At 30.7% G+C, this 22,260-nt stretch carries 26 protein-coding genes and 2 pseudogenes; all 28 read left to right on the forward strand.

Going from position 1 to position 22,260, the window contains the following annotated elements; genetic code table 11:
• Positions 1-50: 50 nt before the first annotated feature.
• The 28 genes and pseudogenes from AC1RRU_RS07230 to holA all read left to right on the forward strand — a co-directional run bounded on the left by AC1RRU_RS07230 (position 51) and on the right by holA (position 22,048).
• Positions 51-311 carry an IreB family regulatory phosphoprotein gene (locus AC1RRU_RS07230; protein WP_011275600.1) on the forward strand — a complete coding sequence of 87 codons (261 nt, stop codon included), beginning with the start codon at positions 51-53 and terminating at the stop codon, positions 309-311.
• A 3-nt stretch (positions 312-314) separates the two neighbouring features.
• Positions 315-743 (forward strand): Holliday junction resolvase RuvX, encoded by a 429-nt coding sequence (gene ruvX, locus AC1RRU_RS07235; RefSeq protein ID WP_011275601.1) that lies wholly within the window; start codon positions 315-317, stop codon positions 741-743.
• Between the two features lie 14 nt (positions 744-757).
• Complete coding sequence (locus tag AC1RRU_RS07240) at positions 758-1,072, forward strand: DUF1292 domain-containing protein (protein WP_011275602.1); 315 nt, start codon at positions 758-760, stop codon at positions 1,070-1,072.
• 398 nt (positions 1,073-1,470) lie between these two features.
• The gene (locus AC1RRU_RS07245) at positions 1,471-2,106 is read left to right on the forward strand and encodes an O-methyltransferase (protein ID WP_037558167.1); all 636 of its coding nucleotides are present in this window, start codon (positions 1,471-1,473) and stop codon (positions 2,104-2,106) included.
• 2 nt (positions 2,107-2,108) lie between these two features.
• Positions 2,109-3,032, forward strand: coding sequence for a peptidase U32 family protein (locus tag AC1RRU_RS07250; protein ID WP_016930855.1), 924 nt, complete (start codon positions 2,109-2,111; stop codon positions 3,030-3,032).
• Positions 3,033-3,049: 17 nt separating this feature from the next.
• Positions 3,050-4,318, forward strand: coding sequence for a peptidase U32 family protein (locus AC1RRU_RS07255; protein ID WP_011275605.1), 1,269 nt, complete (start codon positions 3,050-3,052; stop codon positions 4,316-4,318).
• Entirely contained in the window at positions 4,318-4,941 is a 624-nt protein-coding gene (gene udk / locus AC1RRU_RS07260; RefSeq protein ID WP_011275606.1) for a uridine kinase, read from the forward strand. The genes AC1RRU_RS07255 and udk overlap by 1 nt, the downstream gene beginning before the upstream one ends.
• Before the next feature lie 75 nt (positions 4,942-5,016).
• A complete protein-coding gene (gene greA / locus AC1RRU_RS07265; protein ID WP_493196487.1) occupies positions 5,017-5,493 on the forward strand; it encodes a transcription elongation factor GreA in 477 nt (158 codons plus the stop codon).
• Between the two features lie 535 nt (positions 5,494-6,028).
• Positions 6,029-6,757, forward strand: a complete 729-nt coding sequence (gene pxpB, locus AC1RRU_RS07270; RefSeq protein WP_033080144.1) for a 5-oxoprolinase subunit PxpB — start codon at positions 6,029-6,031, stop codon at positions 6,755-6,757.
• Positions 6,747-7,751, forward strand: a complete 1,005-nt coding sequence (locus tag AC1RRU_RS07275; protein WP_011275609.1) for a 5-oxoprolinase subunit C family protein — start codon at positions 6,747-6,749, stop codon at positions 7,749-7,751. Before pxpB ends, AC1RRU_RS07275 begins: the two co-directional genes overlap by 11 nt.
• 3 nt (positions 7,752-7,754) lie before the next feature.
• A pseudogene (locus AC1RRU_RS07280) lies at positions 7,755-7,865 on the forward strand (acetyl-CoA carboxylase biotin carboxyl carrier protein subunit); the annotation flags it as partial.
• 108 nt (positions 7,866-7,973) lie between these two features.
• Positions 7,974-8,204 (forward strand): annotated as a pseudogene (locus tag AC1RRU_RS07285) (acetyl-CoA carboxylase biotin carboxyl carrier protein); the annotation flags it as partial.
• Between the two features lie 14 nt (positions 8,205-8,218).
• Positions 8,219-9,580: an acetyl-CoA carboxylase biotin carboxylase subunit gene (locus tag AC1RRU_RS07290; protein WP_070663150.1), complete on the forward strand. Its 1,362-nt coding sequence runs from the start codon at positions 8,219-8,221 to the stop codon at positions 9,578-9,580.
• Positions 9,580-10,332: a 5-oxoprolinase subunit PxpA gene (gene pxpA, locus AC1RRU_RS07295; RefSeq protein ID WP_011275612.1), complete on the forward strand. Its 753-nt coding sequence runs from the start codon at positions 9,580-9,582 to the stop codon at positions 10,330-10,332. Before AC1RRU_RS07290 ends, pxpA begins: the two co-directional genes overlap by 1 nt.
• A 12-nt stretch (positions 10,333-10,344) precedes the next feature.
• Positions 10,345-11,601, forward strand: coding sequence for an NRAMP family divalent metal transporter (locus AC1RRU_RS07300; RefSeq protein WP_011275613.1), 1,257 nt, complete (start codon positions 10,345-10,347; stop codon positions 11,599-11,601).
• A gap of 243 nt (positions 11,602-11,844) precedes the next feature.
• A complete protein-coding gene (locus tag AC1RRU_RS07305) occupies positions 11,845-12,531 on the forward strand; it encodes a 5'-methylthioadenosine/adenosylhomocysteine nucleosidase (RefSeq protein WP_016930856.1) in 687 nt (228 codons plus the stop codon).
• Between the two features lie 23 nt (positions 12,532-12,554).
• A complete protein-coding gene (locus AC1RRU_RS07310) occupies positions 12,555-13,082 on the forward strand; it encodes a YqeG family HAD IIIA-type phosphatase (RefSeq protein ID WP_011275615.1) in 528 nt (175 codons plus the stop codon).
• Positions 13,083-14,183 (forward strand): ribosome biogenesis GTPase YqeH, encoded by a 1,101-nt coding sequence (yqeH, locus tag AC1RRU_RS07315; RefSeq protein ID WP_037558169.1) that lies wholly within the window; start codon positions 13,083-13,085, stop codon positions 14,181-14,183.
• Between the two features lie 12 nt (positions 14,184-14,195).
• Entirely contained in the window at positions 14,196-15,002 is an 807-nt protein-coding gene (gene aroE, locus AC1RRU_RS07320; RefSeq protein WP_011275617.1) for a shikimate dehydrogenase, read from the forward strand.
• A 1-nt stretch (position 15,003) separates the two neighbouring features.
• Complete coding sequence (yhbY, locus tag AC1RRU_RS07325; RefSeq protein WP_037558171.1) at positions 15,004-15,294, forward strand: ribosome assembly RNA-binding protein YhbY; 291 nt, start codon at positions 15,004-15,006, stop codon at positions 15,292-15,294.
• On the forward strand, positions 15,295-15,873 hold the full coding sequence (locus AC1RRU_RS07330; protein WP_011275619.1) for a nicotinate-nucleotide adenylyltransferase: 579 nt from the start codon (positions 15,295-15,297) through the stop codon (positions 15,871-15,873). It begins immediately after the preceding gene.
• Entirely contained in the window at positions 15,863-16,447 is a 585-nt protein-coding gene (yqeK, locus tag AC1RRU_RS07335) for a bis(5'-nucleosyl)-tetraphosphatase (symmetrical) YqeK (protein WP_070855346.1), read from the forward strand. Before AC1RRU_RS07330 ends, yqeK begins: the two co-directional genes overlap by 11 nt.
• The gene (rsfS, locus tag AC1RRU_RS07340) at positions 16,448-16,801 is read left to right on the forward strand and encodes a ribosome silencing factor (RefSeq protein ID WP_033080146.1); all 354 of its coding nucleotides are present in this window, start codon (positions 16,448-16,450) and stop codon (positions 16,799-16,801) included. It abuts the gene before it with no gap.
• Positions 16,802-17,527 (forward strand): class I SAM-dependent DNA methyltransferase, encoded by a 726-nt coding sequence (locus tag AC1RRU_RS07345; protein WP_016930859.1) that lies wholly within the window; start codon positions 16,802-16,804, stop codon positions 17,525-17,527.
• A 43-nt stretch (positions 17,528-17,570) separates the two neighbouring features.
• On the forward strand, positions 17,571-18,284 hold the full coding sequence (locus AC1RRU_RS07350; protein WP_029376636.1) for a helix-hairpin-helix domain-containing protein: 714 nt from the start codon (positions 17,571-17,573) through the stop codon (positions 18,282-18,284).
• A gap of 70 nt (positions 18,285-18,354) precedes the next feature.
• Entirely contained in the window at positions 18,355-18,813 is a 459-nt protein-coding gene (locus AC1RRU_RS07355; protein WP_011275624.1) for a ComE operon protein 2, read from the forward strand.
• A gap of 316 nt (positions 18,814-19,129) precedes the next feature.
• Positions 19,130-20,998 (forward strand): DNA internalization-related competence protein ComEC/Rec2, encoded by a 1,869-nt coding sequence (locus AC1RRU_RS07360; protein WP_227528410.1) that lies wholly within the window; start codon positions 19,130-19,132, stop codon positions 20,996-20,998.
• Between the two features lie 75 nt (positions 20,999-21,073).
• Positions 21,074-22,048, forward strand: a complete 975-nt coding sequence (holA, locus tag AC1RRU_RS07365) for a DNA polymerase III subunit delta (protein WP_011275626.1) — start codon at positions 21,074-21,076, stop codon at positions 22,046-22,048.
• Positions 22,049-22,260: the final 212 nt, after the last annotated feature.

A 22,260-nucleotide genomic window follows, 5' to 3' on the forward strand; every position in this document is an offset into this window, starting at 1 on the left:
TGTAAAATTGGTGTATGTAAGATAATTCGTTTTAGAGGAGTGTCGCATCTATGGATAATATTGATAAAACAATGAAGTTTGACTATGAAGAAATTCCGAAAGATAATGTTGAAACAGTGTTAAACAACGTACACCGAACTTTAGAAGAGCGTGGTTACAATGCTGTAAATCAAATTGTAGGATATTTACTCTCAGGTGATCCTGCATATATACCTCGTCAAAATGATGCTCGAAATCAAATTCGCCACATTGATCGTGACGTTATCATGGAAGAACTCGTTTCAAATTATTTAAAAGAGAATAAGAAATAGTATATGTTAACTCACAAAATTTTGGGTTTGGATGTAGGTAGTAAAACAGTTGGCGTAGCTATAAGCGATTTAATGGGTTGGACTGCCCAAGGATTGGACACTCTAAGAATTAACGAGGAACTAGAAGATTATGGTATAGAGCAATTAGTGACCATCATTAAAGAAAATAACGTTGGTTCTGTAGTGATTGGTTTACCTAAGAATATGAATAATTCTATTGGCTTTCGTGGAGAAGCTTCGTTAAGATATAAGGAGTTACTCAAAGAAAGCTTACCTGATATAGAGATAATTATGTGGGATGAACGATTAAGTACTATGGCAGCAGAGCGTTCATTACTTGAAGCAGATGTATCTAGACAAAAAAGAAAAAAAGTAATTGATAAAATGGCAGCAGTGTTTATATTGCAAGGCTATTTAGATTCAATCCAATAAAGGAGTAATAAACAATGACTGAACATAATCATAACCACGATGTAGAATTAGATATTAGTAATGAAGAAGAGTTATTAACTTTATTCGATGAAAATGGTAACGAAGTTTTATATCGTAAAATGTTGGAATTTTACCATCCAGAATTTAAAAAAGAATATGTTATTTTAGCTGAGGAAGGTGCTCAATCTGACGATGATGACATGATTGAATTGATTCCAATGATTAATGAACCTGATGAATCAGGCGATGGTGGTAAATTAGTACCTATCGAGACTGACGAAGAATGGGACATGATTGAAGAAGTAGTTAACACAAACATGGAAGAATAGTTTTCTAGATTTAATACTTAATACTAAAACTAATTTAAATTAGCTGACTGAACTATCAATATGTGATTTAATTTATAATTCAGAACAGTAATTTTGTATAGGGAGTGGGATAATGAATTCAATTCGAGTTCTATTCTGCTCCTTTTTTGATTGATTAAATCATGTTTTTTTACATATTACATCTTAAATTACAAACAAATATATGATAAAATATTTAAAGTTAAATTCTTATAGGTAGACAATGAGTTTTAATAAATATTTAAATCAGTCATACATTTATAAGTATAAGTTATCCTAGCACGGTTAAGTTTATTTAAATTTTTAAAGTTTAGCGGATAACTCTATATCGACTGGTTTATTTTTTAATGTCATTTTGTCTTTAAAAAGGAAGTAAATAAATGGAAGCTAACCAGCAGTATTTATTGGATAAACATCGTAAAACAGATAATAAAATTGAAACGTTAAGAGAATATGCGGAGCAAAATGCTGTACCAATTGTTGATAGATTATCCCTAGAGATGATTAAACAATTAATTCGGATACATCGTGCAAAAAACATTCTAGAAATTGGCACTGCAATAGGGTATAGTTCAATGCAATTTGCATCCGTATCAAATGATATACATATTACGACTATAGAGCGTGATGAGGAAATGATTACACAAGCTAAATCAAATTTCGAAACTTATGGCTACTCATCACAAATAAGACTTATAGAGGGAAATGCTTTAGAGCAATATAATGAAGTCAATGATAAACAATATGATATTATTTTTATTGATGCAGCAAAAGCTCAATCAAAGAAATTTTTTGAATATTACACACCACTATTAAGAAATGGTGGACTAGTCATTACAGATAATGTTCTATACCACGGTTTTGTATCGAATATAGATATCGTACGCTCCAGAAATGTTAAGCAAATGGTTCAAAAAGTTCAAAAATTTAATGATTGGCTAATTAGTCTAGAAAATTACAGTACTAACTTTATAAATATGGATGATGGGTTAGCTATATCAATTAAAGGAGAATAATTATGACGGAATTACTCGTTACTCCTAAATCATTAAGTCATTTAGAAACACTAATAGATATTGGTGCAGATGCATTTGTCATTGGTGAACAAAAATTTGGGTTAAGATTACCAGGAGAGTTTAATCGTGAGGATATTAAACAAGCAGTCAATTTAGCGCATGAGCATGATAGAAAAATATATGTTGCTGTAAATGGCATTTTCCACAATTATCATTTAAATGCATTGGAAGACTATATTAATTTCTTACATGAAGTTAGAGTAGACCGAATTATATTTGGTGACCCTGCTGTCGTCATGAATGTCAAAAATCAACATAATCCGATACCACTAAATTGGGATGCTGAAACTATAGTAACTAACTATTTCCAATGTAACTATTGGGGAAAAAGAGGTGCCAAACGAGCGCTTCTAGCGAGAGAATTAAACTTAGATGAAATAATAAATATAAAAGAGAATGCAAATGTTGAAATTGAAGTTCAAGTACATGGGATGACTTGTATGTTCCAATCTAAACGCATGTTGCTTGGGAACTATTATACTTTCCAAGATAAACAAATGAAGATTAAACGTGAAAATGATGATAAAGAGTTACTACTATATGACGAAGAACGTGATAATAAATATCCTGTATTTGAAGATTTTAATGGTACACATATAATGTCTCCAAATGATATCTGCTTAATTGAAGAACTCGAGCCACTATTTGAAGCTGGAATTGATTCATTTAAGATAGATGGAATTCTGCAAAGCGAAGAATATATAAACACTGTTACAGCTCAATACAGAGAAGCAATAGATTTATATAATGAAGATCCTGAAGCATATGAAGATGAAAAATTCATGTTAGTAGATCCAATTGAAGCAATTCAACCAGAACATCGTCCATTTGATGAAGGATTCTTATACAAACAAACAGTTTATTAAAAAGGAGGCGCTAAAAAATGAAAACATTGACTGAAATTCAAACGAAAGTTAAAAGTAAAATTAAAAAGCCCGAATTATTAGCGCCTGCTGGTAATTTAGAAAAATTAAAGATTGCAGTACATTATGGTGCAGATGCAGTATTTTTAGGTGGTCAAGAATATGGTTTGCGTTCTAATGCTGATAATTTTACTATGGCTGAAATTAAAGAAGGCGTTGAATTTGCAAATCAATATAATGCAAAAATATACGTAACTACTAATATTATCGCTCATGACGAGAATATTAAAGGTCTGGAAAATTATTTAATTGAATTAGAAAAAACGGGTGCTACCGGAATCATTGTTGCAGATCCTTTAATTATTGAAACTTGTAAGCAAGTTGCTCCTAAATTAGAAATACACTTATCGACACAACAGTCATTGTCTAATACTAAAGCGGTTCAATACTGGAAAGAAGAAGGTTTAGATCGAGTGGTATTAGCACGTGAAACTGGTGCGATGGAAATGAAAGAAATGAAAGAAAATGTAGACATTGAAATTGAAGCATTTATACATGGTGCAATGTGTATTGCATATTCAGGTCGCTGTACACTAAGTAATCATATGACAGCTAGAGATTCTAACAGAGGTGGTTGTTGTCAAAGTTGTCGTTGGGATTACGATTTATTAGAAGTAGATAATGACGGTGAACTTGATCTTTATTATCAAGATGGAGACACCGTACCATTTGCTATGAGTCCTAAGGATTTAAAATTAATTGAATCAATACCTCAAATGATGGAAATCGGTATCGACTCTTTAAAAATAGAAGGGCGCATGAAATCTATTCATTATATAGCTACAGTTGTATCAGTTTATAGAAAAGTTATTGATGCTTATGCTGAAGATCCTGAGAATTTTAAAATTAATCCTGAATGGTTAAAAGAATTAGATAAATGTGCTAATAGAGATACTGCACCAGCATTTTTTGAAGGTACACCAGGATATGAAGAGCAAATGTTTGGTGTTCAACAAAATAAAAAATCACCTTACGATTTTTGTGGATTAGTAATAGATTATGATGAAACTACTCAAATTGCTACAATACAACAAAGAAATCACTTTAAACCAGGTCAAGAAATTGAATTCTTTGGACCTGAAATACAAAGTTTTAGACAAGTTATTGATGCCATATATGATGAGGAGGGCAATAGTCTAGATGCTGCTCGTCACCCACTTCAAATTGTACAAATTAAAGTAAATCATCCAATTTATCCTAAGAACATGATGAGAAAGGAAATTAGATAATGGCAAACACAACAATTATTGGTATTGCCGGTGGTTCAGGATCTGGTAAAACAACAGTAACAAATGAAATCATGAAGAATTTAGAAGGCCATAGTGTCGCATTACTTGCTCAAGACTATTATTATAAAGATCAATCACATTTAACTTTTGAAGAGCGTCTTGAAACAAATTATGACCATCCCTTTGCATTTGACAATGATTTGCTAATAGAAAATTTAAAAGATTTACGAAATGGTCATGCAGTTGAAGTTCCAACGTACGATTACACAAATCATACACGAAGTAATGAAACCATTGCATTTGAACCTAAAGATGTTATTATCGTAGAAGGTATATTTGCTTTAGAAAATAAAACACTTCGTGATATGATGGATGTCAAAATATACGTTGATACTGATGCAGACTTAAGAATTCTAAGACGACTCGTACGTGATACTAAAGAACGCGGTCGATCTATGGAATCAGTAATTAACCAATATTTAAATGTTGTCAAACCAATGCACAATCAATTTATTGAGCCTACTAAGAAGTATGCAGATATTATCATTCCAGAAGGTGGAAGTAACAAGGTTGCAATTGATATAATGACCACTAAAATTCAAACATTGGTTAGTAAACAATAAGTAAGTTACAATATGTATCAAAAAACAATATATTTAATGACTAAACCATATTAAATGAAAAAGGAAGATGACATAATGGAAAATCAAAAACAATATCCAATGACTCAAGAGGGTTATGAACAATTAGAAAAAGAATTAGAAGAATTAAAAACGGTTAAGCGTCCTGAAGTTGTAGAAAAAATTAAAGTGGCACGTTCATTTGGTGACCTTTCTGAGAACTCTGAGTATGATGCTGCTAAAGATGAACAAGGATTCATTGAACAAGACATTCAACGTATCGAACATATGCTTAGATATGCATTAATCATTGAAGATACAGGTGATAATAATGTTGTTCAAATTGGTAAAACCGTGACTTTTATTGAGTTACCTGGAGATGAAGAAGAAAGTTACCAAATCGTTGGTTCTGCTGAAGCAGATGCATTTAACGGCAAAATCTCAAACGAATCACCTATGGCTATAGCATTAATTGGTAAAAGTTTAAAAGATGAAGTGCGTGTGCCTCTACCAAATGGTGGAGAAATTAATGTTAAAATTGTAAATATTAAATAGATAAATTTTTTCTGAATAAAGTTTTACAAACTCTTTAAATATCTTGGTATTTATATTAATAAAATGCATATTTATATCGGCTATGAAGAAATCAAGTAACAATGATTTCTTCATAGCTTTTTTTAATAACCTAATAATGCTATTGTATTAGTTTTAATTAAGTGATATTAAAAAACTTAATAGCTAGAATATGATATTTTTAGATAAAATTATACCTTATGTTACAAAAATTCATATATATTTTATCAAATTAATTTGAAAATCTGAACTTTTTCATGACAAAATTAGTTTTATATGCTTAAATAACAATGTAAATACAATTGAATCATTTGCTAATTACACTATAAAGTAAGCGATTACATTTCGTCTCGCTTTTTTTATTATTCATAATTTGAAATACTTAATAAACAACTAAGATATTATAATGTTATAATTTTTTTATACATATCAGTAAAATATGATTATTTAAAATATTGAATCATTATTTTTTAAGGCGCAAATATACAATTATTAAGATTAAAGGGGAGGCAATGGATTGGAAGTTAAAGTTATAAATGAGCAATCGCTATTGCTTTATTTCAAAGAAGAAATAAGTGAAGTTAATTATCAAGAGGTTGATTTAACTACACAACATATTCTGTCCAAAAATATTCCAGATATTAGAGATGTTATCCCATCATATCGAGCTATTATGATTAATTTCAATAATGATTCAATCGATTACAAACAATTGATTGAAAAATTAGAATTAGATAAGCTCAACGTTTCAAAAGATGATACATACTCTAAAAAAAATGTTATACATATTCCTGTACTATATAACTTAGAAATGGGACCCGATTTAGAAGAGGTAGCTAGTTATAACAACTTAACTATAGAAGAAGTTGTTCAAATCCATACAACTAATGAATACCTTGTATATATGCTAGGTTTTATGCCCGGTTTCCCATTCTTAGGTGGTTTAGACGAACGTATTCATACACCTAGAAGATCTGAACCAAGAGTTAAAATTAATGCTGGTTCAGTTGGAATAGCTAACAATCAAACAGGTTTATATCCTTCTGATTCACCTGGAGGATGGCAAATTATTGGAAGAACACCTTTAAAAGTCTTTGATCAATATTCTGAACCGATGACATTGTATGAAGCTGGTGATTATATTAAATTCTACTCGATAGATGAGACGACATATAATCAAATTGAAAGTGAAATCAATGACGGAAGATTTAATAAAGAAAAGTGGGTGACTCGTAGTGGGCATTAAAATTTTGAAACCAGGTCTTTTCACTACCGTTCAAGATAAAGGCCGTTTTGGATATCAACATTTAGGTTTCTCCGGGTCTGGGGCAATGGATCAATTTAGTTATAACTTAGGACGTAAACTAATCGGAAATAGCGGTCCTAGCCTAGAATTTACTATCATTGGTCCAACATTGACTTTTACTCAAGCTAACACTTTTGTAATAACAGGTGGTCAATTTAATGCAAAATTAAATGATATTAATATTTCCAATAATAATGTCTTATTAGCGAATAAAGGAGATGTACTTGAATTTGGGCCAGCAATAAAGGGTGCACGTGGTTATATTTTCTTTGGCCATCCTCTTGATATTGAGATGGTTGCTGGTAGCTACTCTACACACACAAGAAGTAAAATAGGCGGTTTTAATGGTAGAGCTTTGAAAAAAGATGATCATATTCAAGTTGTGCAAAATAGCAACTTTAAGGTTAATCTTGGAAAAACAAGCGACTATGATGCAATAGAACAAGACAATATTATTCATATTATAGAAGGTCCTCAAGTAAATGCTTTCTCACATGAAAAAAGAAAGACCTTAGTTGAATCGGTGTATAAAATATCTGACCAATCAGACCGAATGGGATATAGACTTATAGGTGACAACATTCCACCAGATAATGGAGCTGATATCATATCAGAACCTGTAGGGTTGGGTAGTATTCAAGTACCAAATGATGGCAATCCGATAATACTTTTAAATGATAAACAAACAGTTGGTGGTTATACAAAAATTGCTACAGTTAGTCAATTAGACCTTAAAAAACTAGCACAATTTAAGCCAGGTGATGTGATACAGTTTAAATGGATATCTGTGGATGAAGCGAATGCTATGTTAAAAAACTTTAATCAACAATTTGAAGAGAAGTTAGAATCAGTGACAAAGGCTCCAATATTTAATATGCATTCAATGCGAGCAACATCAAAAAAATTAGCAAAATTAATTGAAGAGGAGAAATAATAGATGAATATAAAAAAAATAGAAGAAGTTATTAACTTAGTTAAATCAAATGGCGTTAAGCGTTTTAAATTTAAGGATAATAAAAGCGAATTAGAATTAGATTTCACTGAGGGTTATCAATCATCTAATGTGTCTTCAAACCAAAACTTAGTAAGTACAAACACTGTAAATGATGAAAGTCTGCAACAAGTTCAAACGAGTGCAAGTGAAGAAACTTCTAAAGAAATCTCTTCACCAATGGTGGGTACTTTCTTCTTACAAGATAGTAAAGAATTAACTGATCCCCAAATTAAAGTTGGAGATAAAGTTAAATCTGGAGATATCATCGGTTATGTTGAAGCAATGAAAGTTATGAATGAAATTACAAGCGATGTAGATGGAGAAGTCGTTGAAATAGTAGCAGATCATGGTACAAATGTTGAATATGATCAAGTACTAGTTAAACTTAAATAAAGGGGGACAGCTAAATGTACCGTTGTTTAGTAGCAAATAGAGGAGAAATTGCAGTCCGTATCATTAGAGCCTGTCGTGAAATGGGCATAGAGACTGTTGCGATATATGCTAAAGGAGATGAGCAAAGTTTACATGTTAGCTTAGCTGATCAAGCAGTTTGTATTGGAGAAGCCAATCCTTTAGATAGTTATTTAAATATTGAACGTATCATTGGTGCAGCTGAAATAACAGGTGCGAATGCGATCCATCCAGGGTATGGATTTTTATCAGAAAGTACAACTTTTGCTGAAAAAGTAGAAGAAAATAATATTCAATTCATTGGTCCAAGTAAGAAAACAATGGAACTAATGGGTGATAAAATAACTGCTCGACAAACTGTAGATGATGCAGGTGTTCCTGTAATTCCAGGGTCTAAAGGTGCAGTTAATTCAGTTGATGAAATAAAGGAACTAGCTGAAGAAATTGGCTATCCTGTTGTTTTAAAAGCAGCAAGTGGTGGTGGAGGTAAAGGCATCCGTATAGTAAAAGAGCCAGAACAACTTGAAAAATCCCTTAAAGAAGCGAAAAACGAAGGTCAAAAATACTTTAACGATGACAGAGTTTATGTTGAAGCATTTATACCTGTAGCGAAACACGTGGAAGTACAAATTATTGGTGACGGTAAAGGTAATTATGTACATTTAGGCGAAAGAGATTGCTCGGTTCAACGTAAAAACCAAAAATTAATAGAGGAATGTCCTTGTGCCGCTTTAACTGAAGAGAGACGCCAACAGATATGCGCAGATGCAGTTGCAGTCGCTAAAGCATCAAATTATCGAAGTGCAGGTACAATTGAATTTTTAGTAACTAAGGATGCACACTACTTTATTGAAATGAACGCACGTATTCAAGTGGAACATACTGTTACAGAGATGCGCGCTGATAGAGATTTATTACAAGCCCAATTATACTTAATGCAACATGATAAATTACCATTCTCTCAAGATGATATTGTGTTTAATGGACATGTAATTGAAGCGCGTATCAATGCTGAAAATCCAGAAAAGAAATTTCAACCTACCCCTGGTAAAGTTAAAAAGTTACATTTACCTCAAGGTTTCAACATACGTGTCGATTCTCTGCTTTATCCTGGGTATCAAGTATCACCTTATTATGATTCGCTAGTTGCTAAAGTTATAGTAAAAGATACTAATCGAAAAACAGCTATAAACAAATTAAAAGTAGCACTTGATGAAATGGTTATAGATGGATTTACAACAACTGCAAACTTTTTATATGCAGTTTTAAGTTACCCACTTTATGCAGATGATGACGCAAGTGAAGTAGATATTAAATTCCTTGAAAAACATCAAATAATTGAAGGGGTGGAGTTATAATGCGCATAGACTTAAATTGTGACTTAGGTGAAGCGTTTGGAAATTACTCATTCGGTGGAGATAATCAAATCATTCCATTAATTACATCAGCTAATATTGCTTGTGGCTTCCATGCTGGCGATGAAAATGTCATGTATGACACAATTAAACTTGTTAAGGATAATGGTGTAGGTATTGGAGCTCATCCTGGATTACCAGATTTAAAAGGATTTGGTCGTCGCAACATGGATATTACACCAAAAGAAATCTATAATTTAGTTGTTTATCAACTTGGTGCGTTAGATGGATTTTGTAAGGTACATCAAACACGTATTAATCATGTTAAACCTCACGGTGCTCTCTACAATATGGGTGCAAAAGATAAAAACATTGCACATGCAATTGCTCAAGCTGTATATGATTTTGATTCTTCACTAATCTTAGTAGGGTTATCAAATACATTATTAATAACTGAAGCTGAATCATTAGGATTACGTACTGCATCTGAAGTGTTTGCTGACAGACGATATGAAGACAATGGTCAACTCGTTAGTCGTAAAGAGGCAGATGCAGTAATCACTAATACTGAAGAAGCCTTAGATCAAGTTTTAAAAATGGTAATTGAAAACAAAGTTGTTAGTAAAAACGGAAAAGAAATTGATTTAAAAGCTGATACGATTTGTGTGCATGGAGATGGGGCTCATGCTCTAGAATTTGTATCACAAATTAGAGAAAAATTAACGAAGGAAGGCATTGATATTCAATCCTTATAAGGGGGAGCTATTATGGGAGAAAACTTAAACCAAAATCCAAATCAAGAAATTAATCCAAATGAAAAGGAATTTAAATTCACAAAAAATCATAGACGATTACTGTACGGTTCTGTATTCCTAATGGCAACTTCAGCCATTGGACCAGCTTTTCTAACTCAAACCGCTGTGTTCACTGCAGAATTTTACGCTAGCTTCGCATTCGCAATATTAATTTCCATTATAATTGATATTGGAGCACAAATTAATATTTGGCGTGTGCTTGTAGTAACTGGACTTCGTGGACAAGAAGTATCTAATAAAGTTATGCCAGGTCTTGGTACTTTAATTTCCATACTAATTGCATTTGGTGGACTGGCATTTAATATTGGTAATATTGCCGGTGCTGGTCTAGGGTTAAATGCTATGTTTGGATTAGATATTAAATGGGGTGCTGCAATTACAGCTATCTTCTCAATATTAATCTTTGTAAGTAAAAGTGGACAAAAAATCATGGATGTTGTATCGATGATTTTAGGTGTTGTTATGATACTAGTAGTTGCATATGTTATGGTTGTTTCAAATCCACCATATGGAGATGCATTAGTTCACACATTTGCTCCTGAACATCCAGTTAAGTTAATTTTACCAATTATTACACTAGTCGGAGGAACAGTGGGTGGATATATTACATTTGCTGGTGCACACAGACTTTTAGATTCTGGTATGAAAGGGAAAGAATTCTTACCATTTGTAAACCGTTCTGCTATTGCTGGTATATTAACAACTGGTATTATGAGAACATTGTTATTCCTTGCAGTATTAGGAGTTGTGGTTACTGGAGTAACATTAAGCGCTGATAACCCACCTGCATCTGTATTTCAACATGCAATAGGACCTATTGGTAAAAATATTTTCGGTGTAGTTATTTTTGCTGCTGCTATGTCATCTGTTATAGGATCAGCATATACAAGTGCTACATTCTTGAAAACATTACATAAATCATTATTGACTAAAAATAATCTTATTGTAATTATCTTTATTGTTGTTTCAACTCTAATTTTCTTATTTATTGGTAAACCTATTAGTTTACTTATTATTGCTGGTGCAATAAATGGTTGGATTTTACCTATTATACTTGGGGCTATTTTAATTGCAAGTCGTAAAAAATCTATAGTCGGAGATTACAAACACCCTACATGGATGCTTATTTTCGGTATAGTAGCAGTGATTGTAACAATTGTAACTGGTATTTTCTCACTACAAGATTTGGCTACGCTTTGGAAAGGCTAAATTTTCAATAATTTGCACACTCGTAAAGTGCTTATATAATTCTTTAAGGCTGTTTCTATTAAATTTCAATAGAAATGGTCTTTTTTACAAGTTTATATTAATTTAGTACATTAATTTCATGACCTTAAAAGATTTTATATTAGATGAATTTATTTTTTTAATTAAAGAGTAAATAACATTGTCGTGATGAATAAAAATATATGATAAAATAGCAATTGCTAAGATAAAGACTGAGGTGTTAATATGATTGGAATTATAGGAGCTATGGAAGAAGAAGTAGCTATACTAAAAGACAAATTAACAGATATGAATGAAATTTCTGTTGCACATGTAAAGTTTTATAGAGGGAAATTAAATTCAAAAGAAGTAGTGTTAACTCAAAGTGGTATTGGCAAAGTAAATGCTGCTATTTCAACTACGTTATTAATTGAAAAATTCAATCCAAAACTAATCATCAACACTGGATCTGCCGGCGCATTAGATGAGAGTTTATCTGTTGGAGATATGTTAATTAGTAATGATGTTGTTTATCATGATGTTGATGCAACAGCATTTGGCTATAAACTGGGTCAAATACCTCAAATGCCTTTAGAATTTAAGTCGGATCAAGAATTACTTAAATCGGTAGAAACAGTAATTAATAAAAAAAATTATAATGCTAAAATTGGCCAAATTGTTAGCGGTGATAGCTTTATTGGTAGTGTTGATCAGCGACTAACAATTAAACGACAGTTTCCTGAGGCTATGGCTGTTGAAATGGAGGCAACTGCAATTGCACAAACTTGCCATCAATTTCATGTTCCTTTTATAGTTACACGTGCAGTCTCAGATCTAGCTAATGGCAAAGCAGACATATCTTTTGAAGAGTTCCTTGGTGAAGCCGCAAAATCTTCAAGTTCAATTGTTGAATCATTAATCAAAGTTTTATAAATAATAATAAAGGTGATAAATAAATGGGATTAATAAAAAAATTTTTTATGCCAAACGATTACGTTAAGTCTGTATTTCAAATCGACATTGAAAAGTTGGCTGAGGCTGGATTTAAAGGCATTATCACAGATTTAGATAATACTTTAGTGGGTTGGGATGTTAAATCTCCTACTATAGAGATACAGCAATGGTTTAAAAGAGCAAATGAGTTAGGTATCACAATTACAATTGTATCTAACAACAATGAAGATAGAGTGTCTAGTTTTTCTAAAGATCTAGATGTGGATTTTATTTTCAAAGCAAGAAAACCTGTGGGCAAAGCATTTAAAAAAGCTATTAAACATATGAATATTAAACCAGAAGAAACGATTGTCATTGGAGACCAAATGTTAACTGATGTATTTGGAGGCAATCGAAATGGTTTATATACAATTATGGTGGTTCCTGTTAAACGTACAGATGGTTTTATTACAAAGTTCAACCGTATTATTGAACGTCGCTTATTAAATTACTTTAAAAATAAAGGCTATATCACATGGGAGGAAAATTGATTGGATGACACATTAAAATGTATTGGCTGTGGCGCGCCACTTCAGTCCGAAGATAAAAGTGCACCTGGTTATGTTCCTGAACATAACCTTTTTAGAGAGGATGTTATTTGCCAACGTTGTTTTAGATTGAAAAATTACAATGAAATTCAAGATGTTGGAATGGATAGTGAAGATTTTTTAAATTTATTAAATGAACTGTCTGACCGAAAAGGCATTATTGTTAATGTAGTTGACATATTTGACTTTGAAGGAACATTTATTAATGCTTTAAAACGGATAGTTGGTAACAAGAAGATTATTTTAGCAGCTAATAAACTGGATCTTCTACCTAAACAGATTAATAAACGACGAGTAAAAGATTGGCTTAAGAAAACTGCTAGAAAATATGGCTTAGATGCTGACGATGTTATATTAATATCTGCTCAAAAAGGTTGGGGAATCGATGATCTTCTAACATCAATTGAACAAAATCGAAATAAACAAGATGTTTATATAGTCGGCACAACGAATGTAGGTAAATCTACACTTATAAATAAATTGATTGAACAAAGTGTAGGAGAGAAAGATGTAGTTACGACATCACGATTTCCTGGTACTACATTAGACTTAATTGACATACCTTTAGATGAAAAAACGTTTATGTATGATACTCCTGGTATTATTCAATCTCATCAAATGACACACTATGTTTCTGAGAAAGAGCTAAAAACAATCGTACCTAAAAATGAAATAAAACAAAGAGTTTTTCAACTTAATGAAGGACAAACGTTATTCTTTGGTGGACTGTCTAGAATTGATTATGTTTCAGGTGGAAAAAGACCGTTAGTTTGTTATTTTTCAAATGATTTGAATATTCACCGTACCAAAACAGAAAAAGCTAATGATTTATGGCGAAATCAAATTGGAAATGTTTTAACACCACCAAATAATCCTGACCACTTCGATATGAGTGATACAAAAGCTGTACGTCTTGAAACTGGTAAGGAAAAGAAAGACATAATGATATCAGGTCTAGGATTTATAACGATTGAAGCAGGTGCAAAAGTCATTGTACGCGTCCCTAAAAATGTTGATGTAATCCTAAGAAATTCAATTATGTAAGGTGGGTTATTTATGAAGTATGCAGTAATAGGTGATCCCGTTTCACATTCATTATCACCAGTCATGCATCAAGTTAATTTTAAATCATTAAATATGGAAGACACATACGAAGCGTTGCATATTCCCACACAAGATTTCCATGATATTAGACACATTATTGAAGATAACCATATTAACGGATTCAATGTTACGATTCCGCATAAGGAAAGAATTATTCCTTATCTGGATGAAATTAATGACCAAGCAAAAGCTGTTGGAGCCGTTAATACTGTGAAAATTATTAACAATAAATGGATAGGTTATAATACAGATGGTATTGGTTATGTGATGGGCTTGAAACAAGTTTATCCCGATTTAGAAAATGCTTATGTTTTAATCCTTGGTGCTGGTGGTGCTAGTAAGGGAATTGCAAATGAACTCAGTAAAATTGTACAACCAAAATTAACAATCGCTAACAGAACAATGAGTAGATTTGAGACATGGGATATGGATATTAATGCAATTTCATTAGAACAATCAGAACAATATTTAGATGAATTTGATATTATAATCAATACGACATCTGCTGGATTAAATAATAACGATGATATTGTTATTAGCTTAGATAATTTATCATCAAGTACACTCGTTAGTGATATTATTTATATTCCATATAAGACTAAATTTTTAAAAGAAGCAGAATTCAAAGGCAATACGGTTTATAATGGCCTGGATATGTTTATAAACCAAGGCGCTGAAAGTTTTAAAATTTGGACCGGCAAACAGCCTAATATACTAGAAATGAAATATGCAGTACTAAACAAATTAAAAGGAGTTTAATATGTTAACTGGAAAACAAAAAAGATATTTAAGAAGTTTAGCTCACAATATAGATCCTATTTTTCAAATTGGTAAAGCAGGCATTAATGACAATATGATTGCTCAGATTGATGATACACTTGAAAATCGCGAGTTAATTAAAATACATGTGTTACAAAATAACTTTGATGATAAAAATGAATTAGCGTCAACACTAAGTGATGCAACTAAAAGTGAAGTTGTTCAGGTGATTGGTTCGATGATTGTCATTTATAGAGAATCAGTTGATAATAAAGAAATCACATTACCATAAATGATGAATAAAAAAGCAATAGTGCTTTATGGTGGTCAATTCAACCCAATTCACACTGCACACTTGTTAGTTGCAAATGAAGTCTATCATCAACTTAAACCTGACAAATTTTATTTTTTACCAAGTTATATGGCACCTTTGAAAACGCATGATGACTATTTAGATGCTAAATATCGAATCAAAATGATTCAACTTGCAATTGAAGAATTAGGTTTTGGTGAAATATGTCAAATTGAACTTGAGAGAAAAGGTCAAAGTTACACTTATGAAACGCTAAAAGATATCGTTAATAATGAAAAAGATGCGGATATCTATTTCATTATTGGAACAGATCAGTACAAACAATTAGATAAATGGTATAAAATTGAAAAGTTAAAACAACTAATTACGTTTGTAATTGTGAACAGAGATGTTAATTATCAAGAGGTCGACGAGTCAATGATATCGGTTAATATACCGCGAATGGATATTAGTTCATCATTGATTCGAAATCGTGTAAAAAATAAACAACCAATAAATATCTTGGTTCCTCGTAGTATTCACGACTATATAAGAGAGGAAGGATTTTATGAAAATTGATAAAGCGATTGAACTTGTTAAAGATAAACTACCGGAGAAACGTTTTAAGCACTCATTGAGAGTAGCTGAAACCGCAGTAAAACTTGCAGAAATTTATGATGGTGATAAAGATAAAGCTAATTTAGCTGGTGTATTACATGATTATTGTAAGTATGATGACCTAAGCACAATGTACCAAATTGTAAGACAACACGATTTAGATAGTGAATTATTAAGTTATGGTGGAGAAATCTTACACGGACCAGTCTGTGCTGCTATCATGCAATCAGAATTTGGTATTGAAGACGAGGAAGTGCTTCTTGCAATCAAGAATCACACAACTGGTCGAAAAGAAATGACTAAAACTGAAAAACTTGTATTCATTGCTGATTATATTGAACCAGGGAGAAAAACCCCAGGAGTTGAAGAAACAAGAGATATGGCATACAATCAAGGTAGCTTAGATAAAACGATTTATGAAATTTCTAAGCGAACGGTACTTTTCTTAATCAGTAAGGATATTACAGTTTATGGCACAACGATTTCATGTTTAAACTATTATAATTATAGTGATCAAAGAATAAAGGATGATTAAATGAATTCAGAAGAATTATTAAATATTGCTGTCGATGCGACAGAAAACAAAAAAGCAGAAGATATTGTTTCTCTAAATATGAAAGGCATCAGTGATATGACTGATTATTTTGTGGTTTGTCACGGTAATAATGAACGTCAAGTTCAATCAATTGCTAGAGCAGTTAAAGAAGCTGCACATGAACAAGCTATTGATGTTAAACGTATGGAAGGGTATCAAAGTGCCAGATGGGTTTTAATTGATTTGGCAGATGTAGTTATCCATGTCTTCCATAAAGACGAACGCAATTATTATAATATTGAGAAGCTATATCAAGATGCACCAATAGAATCATATGGTCAGGTTGCTTACTAAATGACCCAATATGTTGGAATGAGTCAAGTATATGATCAACTAACACAAGACCAACCTTATGATAAGTGGTTTGAGATAGTACAACATTATTCTCAAAATTTCAATCATAAGCCTAATATTCTTGATCTTGGTTGTGGGACAGGCAGTTTAACTGCTCAACTTAATACTATTGGTTCGGTTACAGGAATGGATTTAAGTTCTGATATGCTGGCCATTGCTGCAAACAAATCTAATCAAGTATCATGGTTAGAGGGAGATATGACCGATTTTTCATTTAATAATGAATTTGATGTAATAACAATATTTTGTGATTCACTGAATTATTTACCTGATATAGAAGATGTAAATAAAACATTTATAAATGTTTTCAATCATTTATCAGAAAATGGCGTTTTTATATTTGATGTTCACACTATTTATAAGATGAGTACGTTGTTTCATAATCAATGTTATATTGATGAAAATGAGTCAACCTTTTTAGCATGGGAAGCCATTCAAGGTGATGAACCTTTTAGTGTTTATCACGAAATGAGTTTCTTTATTGAAGACAATAATGGTACTTATCAACGTTTTAATGAATCTCACTATCAAAGAACCTTTGAAAAAGAAACTTATATAAACATGTTAAATCAAATAGGTTTTAAAAACATCGAAACATTTATTGACTTTAACCGAAATAATCACGATGATCATGGTGAGCGCCTGTTCTTCGTAGCTTTTAAATAAATAAAGTAAACTCATCTCCTTGCACGTTTATACATATAAGGAGATGAGTTTTTTGTTTAAAGATAAAAAAGAGTTATTATATGCTATTAAGCAATGGAAATTTCAATTGAGTATCATTATATTAGTGATTATATCTATAGCTTTATTTCTAATTTATTCGAAATCAGATGAAGAAACAAATGATACTAAACCTATTGTTACATCTCATGTAAACTCTAATCAAAAAGGAAAAAATCATGATGTGTTGAAAAATGATGATAAAACTAATAATAAGATAGAATCTAATACAATTCAAAACGGAGACGAAATAGTTTTTGTAGATATTAAAGGTGCAGTAGAACACCCTAATGTTTATAAAATGAAAAGTTCAGATCGAATAAAAGATGTATTAGATAAAGCTAAATTGCTTACTGACGCGGATTTGAGTCAAGTCAATTTATCTGAAAAGTTAACAGATCAAAAATTGATATATATTCCCTTTGCTAATGAAAATAAAAATCCCATTACCCAAAATGACGCTAATAATAAAAGTGGCCATAGTAAATCTTTAAATTCATCATCTACTAATAAGGTGAATATAAATACTGCAAGCGAAGCAGAATTATTAAAAATCCCGGGTGTTGGTCCTGCTAAAGTAAGAGAAATTATTGATTACAGACAAAAAAATAATACGTTTCATTCAATTGAAGATTTGAAAAATATTAAAGGCATTGGTGATAAAACTTTTGAAAGAATTAAGGAATATATAACAACTTAATATTGATTATTGGCTTCTATTTAAGGATACTTTATAATATTTATAACAATTACGTATTGGAGTGAAGAAAATGGAAAGATTGAAATGGGATGAATACTTTATGGCACAAAGTCATTTATTAGCTTTGCGCTCAACTTGTCAAAGATTGTCAGTAGGGGCAACAATCGTTAAAGACAATAGAATTATTGCTGGCGGTTATAATGGGTCAGTAGCTGGAGAAGTTCATTGTATTGATGAAGGATGTTTAATTGAAGATGGCCACTGTATTAGAACCATTCACGCCGAAATGAATGCTTTATTACAATGTGCTAAACAAGGTGTATCGACTGATGGAGCTACTATATACGTTACTCATTTCCCATGCCTTAATTGCACAAAATCTATTATTCAGGCTGGTATTAAACAAATATACTATGCTGAAGACTATCACAATCATAAATACGCACTAGAACTTTTAGATCAAGCGGGTATTGATTATAAAAAAATACCTTTTTCAGCACAAAATGTAGCTCGATATTTGACTAACTAAATATATGATATTTTATGCACTATCTTTTCTATCAGGTATTTTATGGATACATATAAAATGGGTTGCCTTTCTTATTAATCTATTGTTAATTATTATCTCGCTACAAAAGAGATTAAAGTTACTACATATTTTCATTTTGATTATTTGTTTATTTTCCGGCTTAACTTTAGAACACTTTCATAATGAATATAATTTAAATAAAGACAAATTTCTTAAGTCAAATTCTAATATATCTACCGAAGTTCAATTTGTTTCCAGGATAGAGAAACAAGAGAGACAACTAAAAGGTATATTTGAACTTAGGCATCAACCTTTCGTGTATTACCTCTATTCTAATAATCTAAAAGAAAAGGATCTAGAAAATAAATCTTGTGTTATTAAAGGCAAGGTAATTAGTGTTTTAAATCATACTCCTTATGTCTCTATAAGTAATGTAGACTTAAATTCGTGTCATATTACTAAAAGAAAAAATATAATTGAAAAACAAAGAGACTTTATTATTAAAAAATTAAACAATTCAAGTTTATCTCATCCTGAATATGTTATCGCTTTAGTAACTGGAGATGTAAATGGAATCAATACTGATTTCATTGATAAAGTAAAAGATATCGGTATCTACCATTTATTAGCTGTTAGCGGATCACATATTGCAACCATTTCATTTCTCATTTATCAACCTCTTGTAAGATTAAACATTCCTAAAGTAATTATTAACGGTTTAATCATCTTATTTTTATCAATATTTGCATATTATACTGGATTTGCACCAAGTGCACTAAGAGCAATTTTAGCAACAACTACTGTCATACTTATTTCAAATAAAACAAAAATAGCTTCTATTGATATACTAGGTCTCATATTTTTAGTTATGATCATTTTCAATCCTGATTATCTATATGATATTGGTTTCCAATTTTCATTTATAATCTCATTTTTTATTATTCTTTCATTTCCTCTTATTAAAAAATTAACTTTCTTTAAAAATATTTTTGTACTTACATTTATCGCACAACTTTCTTCAACTATAATTTCAATCTATCATTTTAACCAAATTCAATGGATAGGATTACTATCCAATCTCATTTTTGTTCCATTTTATAGTTTTATCATTTTTCCGTTATCCATATTTTTATTCTTTGCTTATCATTTTGTAAGTGATATGACATTGATTAATTTAGTTTTTGACAAAATATATATAGTTCATAACAAACTTTTAGATTTATTTTTAACTTTTAAATATTATCAAATTTTTATATCACCTAAATCAGCAGTAGAATTTTCTATTTTCGTATTATTGATAGTACTCATTTATATCTTTTTCTGTTATAAAAAATTGAAAATTTTATTTTTATTCGTTATCGTGTTTATAGTTTTATGTGTTTTTAACGTTCGACCAAATGTTAGCACGATAACCTTCTTTGATGTTGGTCAAGGGGATAGTCTAATCTTTCAAACAACGAAACAAGAAACTGTCATGGTTGATACCGGTGGTAAAGAGATTAAAATAGGTAATATTGATAATCATAATATTGCTAAGTATCATATAATGCCAACATTAAAGCAAAAAAGAATCACAAAAATTGATCATCTAATTATTACTCATCCGCATGCCGATCACATTGGTGAATTACCATATATCGCCCAACACATCAGAATCAAGAAGTTATATATTAACTTATATAGCTATTCTGAAATAGAATTAATAAAAATAAAACGTTTATGTAAGATCAATAATATTGAATTAATAGATGCTACAACGATACAATTTATTCAACTAAAAAATTCTAAAATTTCATTTTTACATGGAGATATTCCTAACAGTAATGATAAAAATGAACATAGCATCATTTTACTTATTGAATATCAAAGATACAAAATGCTTTTAATGGGTGATGCAACTAAAAATAATGAATCAAAATTAATGAAAATATATCAATTACCAAAAATTGATATACTGAAAGTTGGTCATCATGGAAGTAAGACTAGCAGTTCTGAATCATTTATTAACTTAATAAAGCCAACAATAAGTATCATTTCAAGTGGTAAAAACAATAAATATCACTTACCTAATCGAGAAACGTTACAAACGCTAAGATCTACAAATAGTTCAATCTTGAACACACAAGATGTTGGAGAAATAACGCTAGACTTAGATCATGATTTAGATATAAAATCCAAAAATTAGCTATTTATCTAGAGAGGCTTTAAACAGACGTGGTATAATTAGAAATGTTTGATATTTGAAAGGGAGTTCACAATTATGGGAAATAATATTATGGCAATATATGGTGAAGTGCCTGAATTAGTTGAAAAGAAAAGTAATGAACTGACACATTCATTCTTAAATGAAGATAAAGATGATTTTAACTATGTTAAATATAATCTATATGAAACTGACATGTCTACAGTTATTGAAGAAGCTTTAACTATGCCTTTTATATCTGAGAAGAAAGTCATTGTTGTTAAAAATTCATTCATATTTACTGGAGAAAAAGTTAACAAAGATATTACACCAAATAATGAACAAGTTATTGAATTCTTAGAAAAATACGATGGTGAAAACTTAGTCATTTTTGAAATATACAGTAATAAATTAGATGAGAGAAAGAAATTAACTAAATCATTAAAAAAAAGTAGTAAACTTTCAAAAGTAGACCAAATGTCAGAAGAAGAAATTAAATCATGGATACAAAATCAGATACACGAGAATTACAAAGATATAAAACAAGATGCATTAAATCTGTTTATAGAATTAACTGGTGTTAACTTTAATATAGTTTCTCAAGAATTAGACAAAATTTCTTTATTCCTAGGTGATAGAACCACTATTACTAAAAATGATGTTAGTTTAATAATAAATAGAAGTTTAGAGCAAAATGTTTTTCTTTTAACAGAATTCATTCAGAAGAACCAGAAAGATAAGGCTATACAACTAGTAAAAGATTTAATAATTATGAAAGAAGAACCTATAAAATTACTGGCGCTTATTACAAGTAATTATAGATTATATTATCAATGTAAAATTCTTGCTCAAAAGGGCTATAGTGGCCAGCAAATTGCTAAGACCATAAATGTTCACCCTTATAGAGTTAAACTAGCACTAAATCAAGTACGTCATTACGAGTTAGGTCAACTACTAAATATTATTAATAACTGTGCCGAAACAGATTATAAACTAAAATCTTCATATATGGACAAACATTTAATTCTTGAATTATTTATTTTATCACTTTAAATATTAATCAGATTCAAATATTTAAATTAAATCAGTGATAAACACATAATTAATATTATATGGGAATTTGTCTAACAATAAAAGAGTCTGGGACATAAACCCTAGAGAAATAGCCAGTAAATGAGTTTTAACAAATTCATTTACTGGCTTCTTTATTTACAATACTCCGTATTGTTGGCTCGCTTTCTTAGGGGACAGCTTCAGCCTGTAGT

The organism is Staphylococcus sp. GW821-FHT11H10, assembly GCF_058807855.1.

What these genes read in the sequence shown, in the direction of transcription:
- AC1RRU_RS07310 (WP_011275615.1), top strand. Translation starts at nt 12,555, where the DNA reads ATGGGATTAATAAAAAAATTTTTTATGCCAAACGATTACGTTAAGTCT.
- rsfS (WP_033080146.1), top strand. Translation starts at nt 16,448, where the DNA reads ATGAATTCAGAAGAATTATTAAATATTGCTGTCGATGCGACAGAAAAC.
- AC1RRU_RS07250 (WP_016930855.1), top strand. Translation starts at nt 2,109, where the DNA reads ATGACGGAATTACTCGTTACTCCTAAATCATTAAGTCATTTAGAAACA.
- pxpA (WP_011275612.1), top strand. Translation starts at nt 9,580, where the DNA reads ATGCGCATAGACTTAAATTGTGACTTAGGTGAAGCGTTTGGAAATTAC.
- AC1RRU_RS07255 (WP_011275605.1), top strand. Translation starts at nt 3,050, where the DNA reads ATGAAAACATTGACTGAAATTCAAACGAAAGTTAAAAGTAAAATTAAA.
- greA (WP_493196487.1), top strand. Translation starts at nt 5,017, where the DNA reads ATGGAAAATCAAAAACAATATCCAATGACTCAAGAGGGTTATGAACAA.
- AC1RRU_RS07350 (WP_029376636.1), top strand. Translation starts at nt 17,571, where the DNA reads ATGAGTTTTTTGTTTAAAGATAAAAAAGAGTTATTATATGCTATTAAG.
- AC1RRU_RS07355 (WP_011275624.1), top strand. Translation starts at nt 18,355, where the DNA reads ATGGAAAGATTGAAATGGGATGAATACTTTATGGCACAAAGTCATTTA.
- aroE (WP_011275617.1), top strand. Translation starts at nt 14,196, where the DNA reads ATGAAGTATGCAGTAATAGGTGATCCCGTTTCACATTCATTATCACCA.
- AC1RRU_RS07240 (WP_011275602.1), top strand. Translation starts at nt 758, where the DNA reads ATGACTGAACATAATCATAACCACGATGTAGAATTAGATATTAGTAAT.
- udk (WP_011275606.1), top strand. Translation starts at nt 4,318, where the DNA reads ATGGCAAACACAACAATTATTGGTATTGCCGGTGGTTCAGGATCTGGT.
- AC1RRU_RS07245 (WP_037558167.1), top strand. Translation starts at nt 1,471, where the DNA reads ATGGAAGCTAACCAGCAGTATTTATTGGATAAACATCGTAAAACAGAT.
- ruvX (WP_011275601.1), top strand. Translation starts at nt 315, where the DNA reads ATGTTAACTCACAAAATTTTGGGTTTGGATGTAGGTAGTAAAACAGTT.
- AC1RRU_RS07300 (WP_011275613.1), top strand. Translation starts at nt 10,345, where the DNA reads ATGGGAGAAAACTTAAACCAAAATCCAAATCAAGAAATTAATCCAAAT.
- AC1RRU_RS07230 (WP_011275600.1), top strand. Translation starts at nt 51, where the DNA reads ATGGATAATATTGATAAAACAATGAAGTTTGACTATGAAGAAATTCCG.
- AC1RRU_RS07290 (WP_070663150.1), top strand. Translation starts at nt 8,219, where the DNA reads ATGTACCGTTGTTTAGTAGCAAATAGAGGAGAAATTGCAGTCCGTATC.
- AC1RRU_RS07305 (WP_016930856.1), top strand. Translation starts at nt 11,845, where the DNA reads ATGATTGGAATTATAGGAGCTATGGAAGAAGAAGTAGCTATACTAAAA.
- AC1RRU_RS07330 (WP_011275619.1), top strand. Translation starts at nt 15,295, where the DNA reads ATGATGAATAAAAAAGCAATAGTGCTTTATGGTGGTCAATTCAACCCA.
- yhbY (WP_037558171.1), top strand. Translation starts at nt 15,004, where the DNA reads ATGTTAACTGGAAAACAAAAAAGATATTTAAGAAGTTTAGCTCACAAT.
- yqeK (WP_070855346.1), top strand. Translation starts at nt 15,863, where the DNA reads ATGAAAATTGATAAAGCGATTGAACTTGTTAAAGATAAACTACCGGAG.
- holA (WP_011275626.1), top strand. Translation starts at nt 21,074, where the DNA reads ATGGGAAATAATATTATGGCAATATATGGTGAAGTGCCTGAATTAGTT.
- AC1RRU_RS07345 (WP_016930859.1), top strand. Translation starts at nt 16,802, where the DNA reads ATGACCCAATATGTTGGAATGAGTCAAGTATATGATCAACTAACACAA.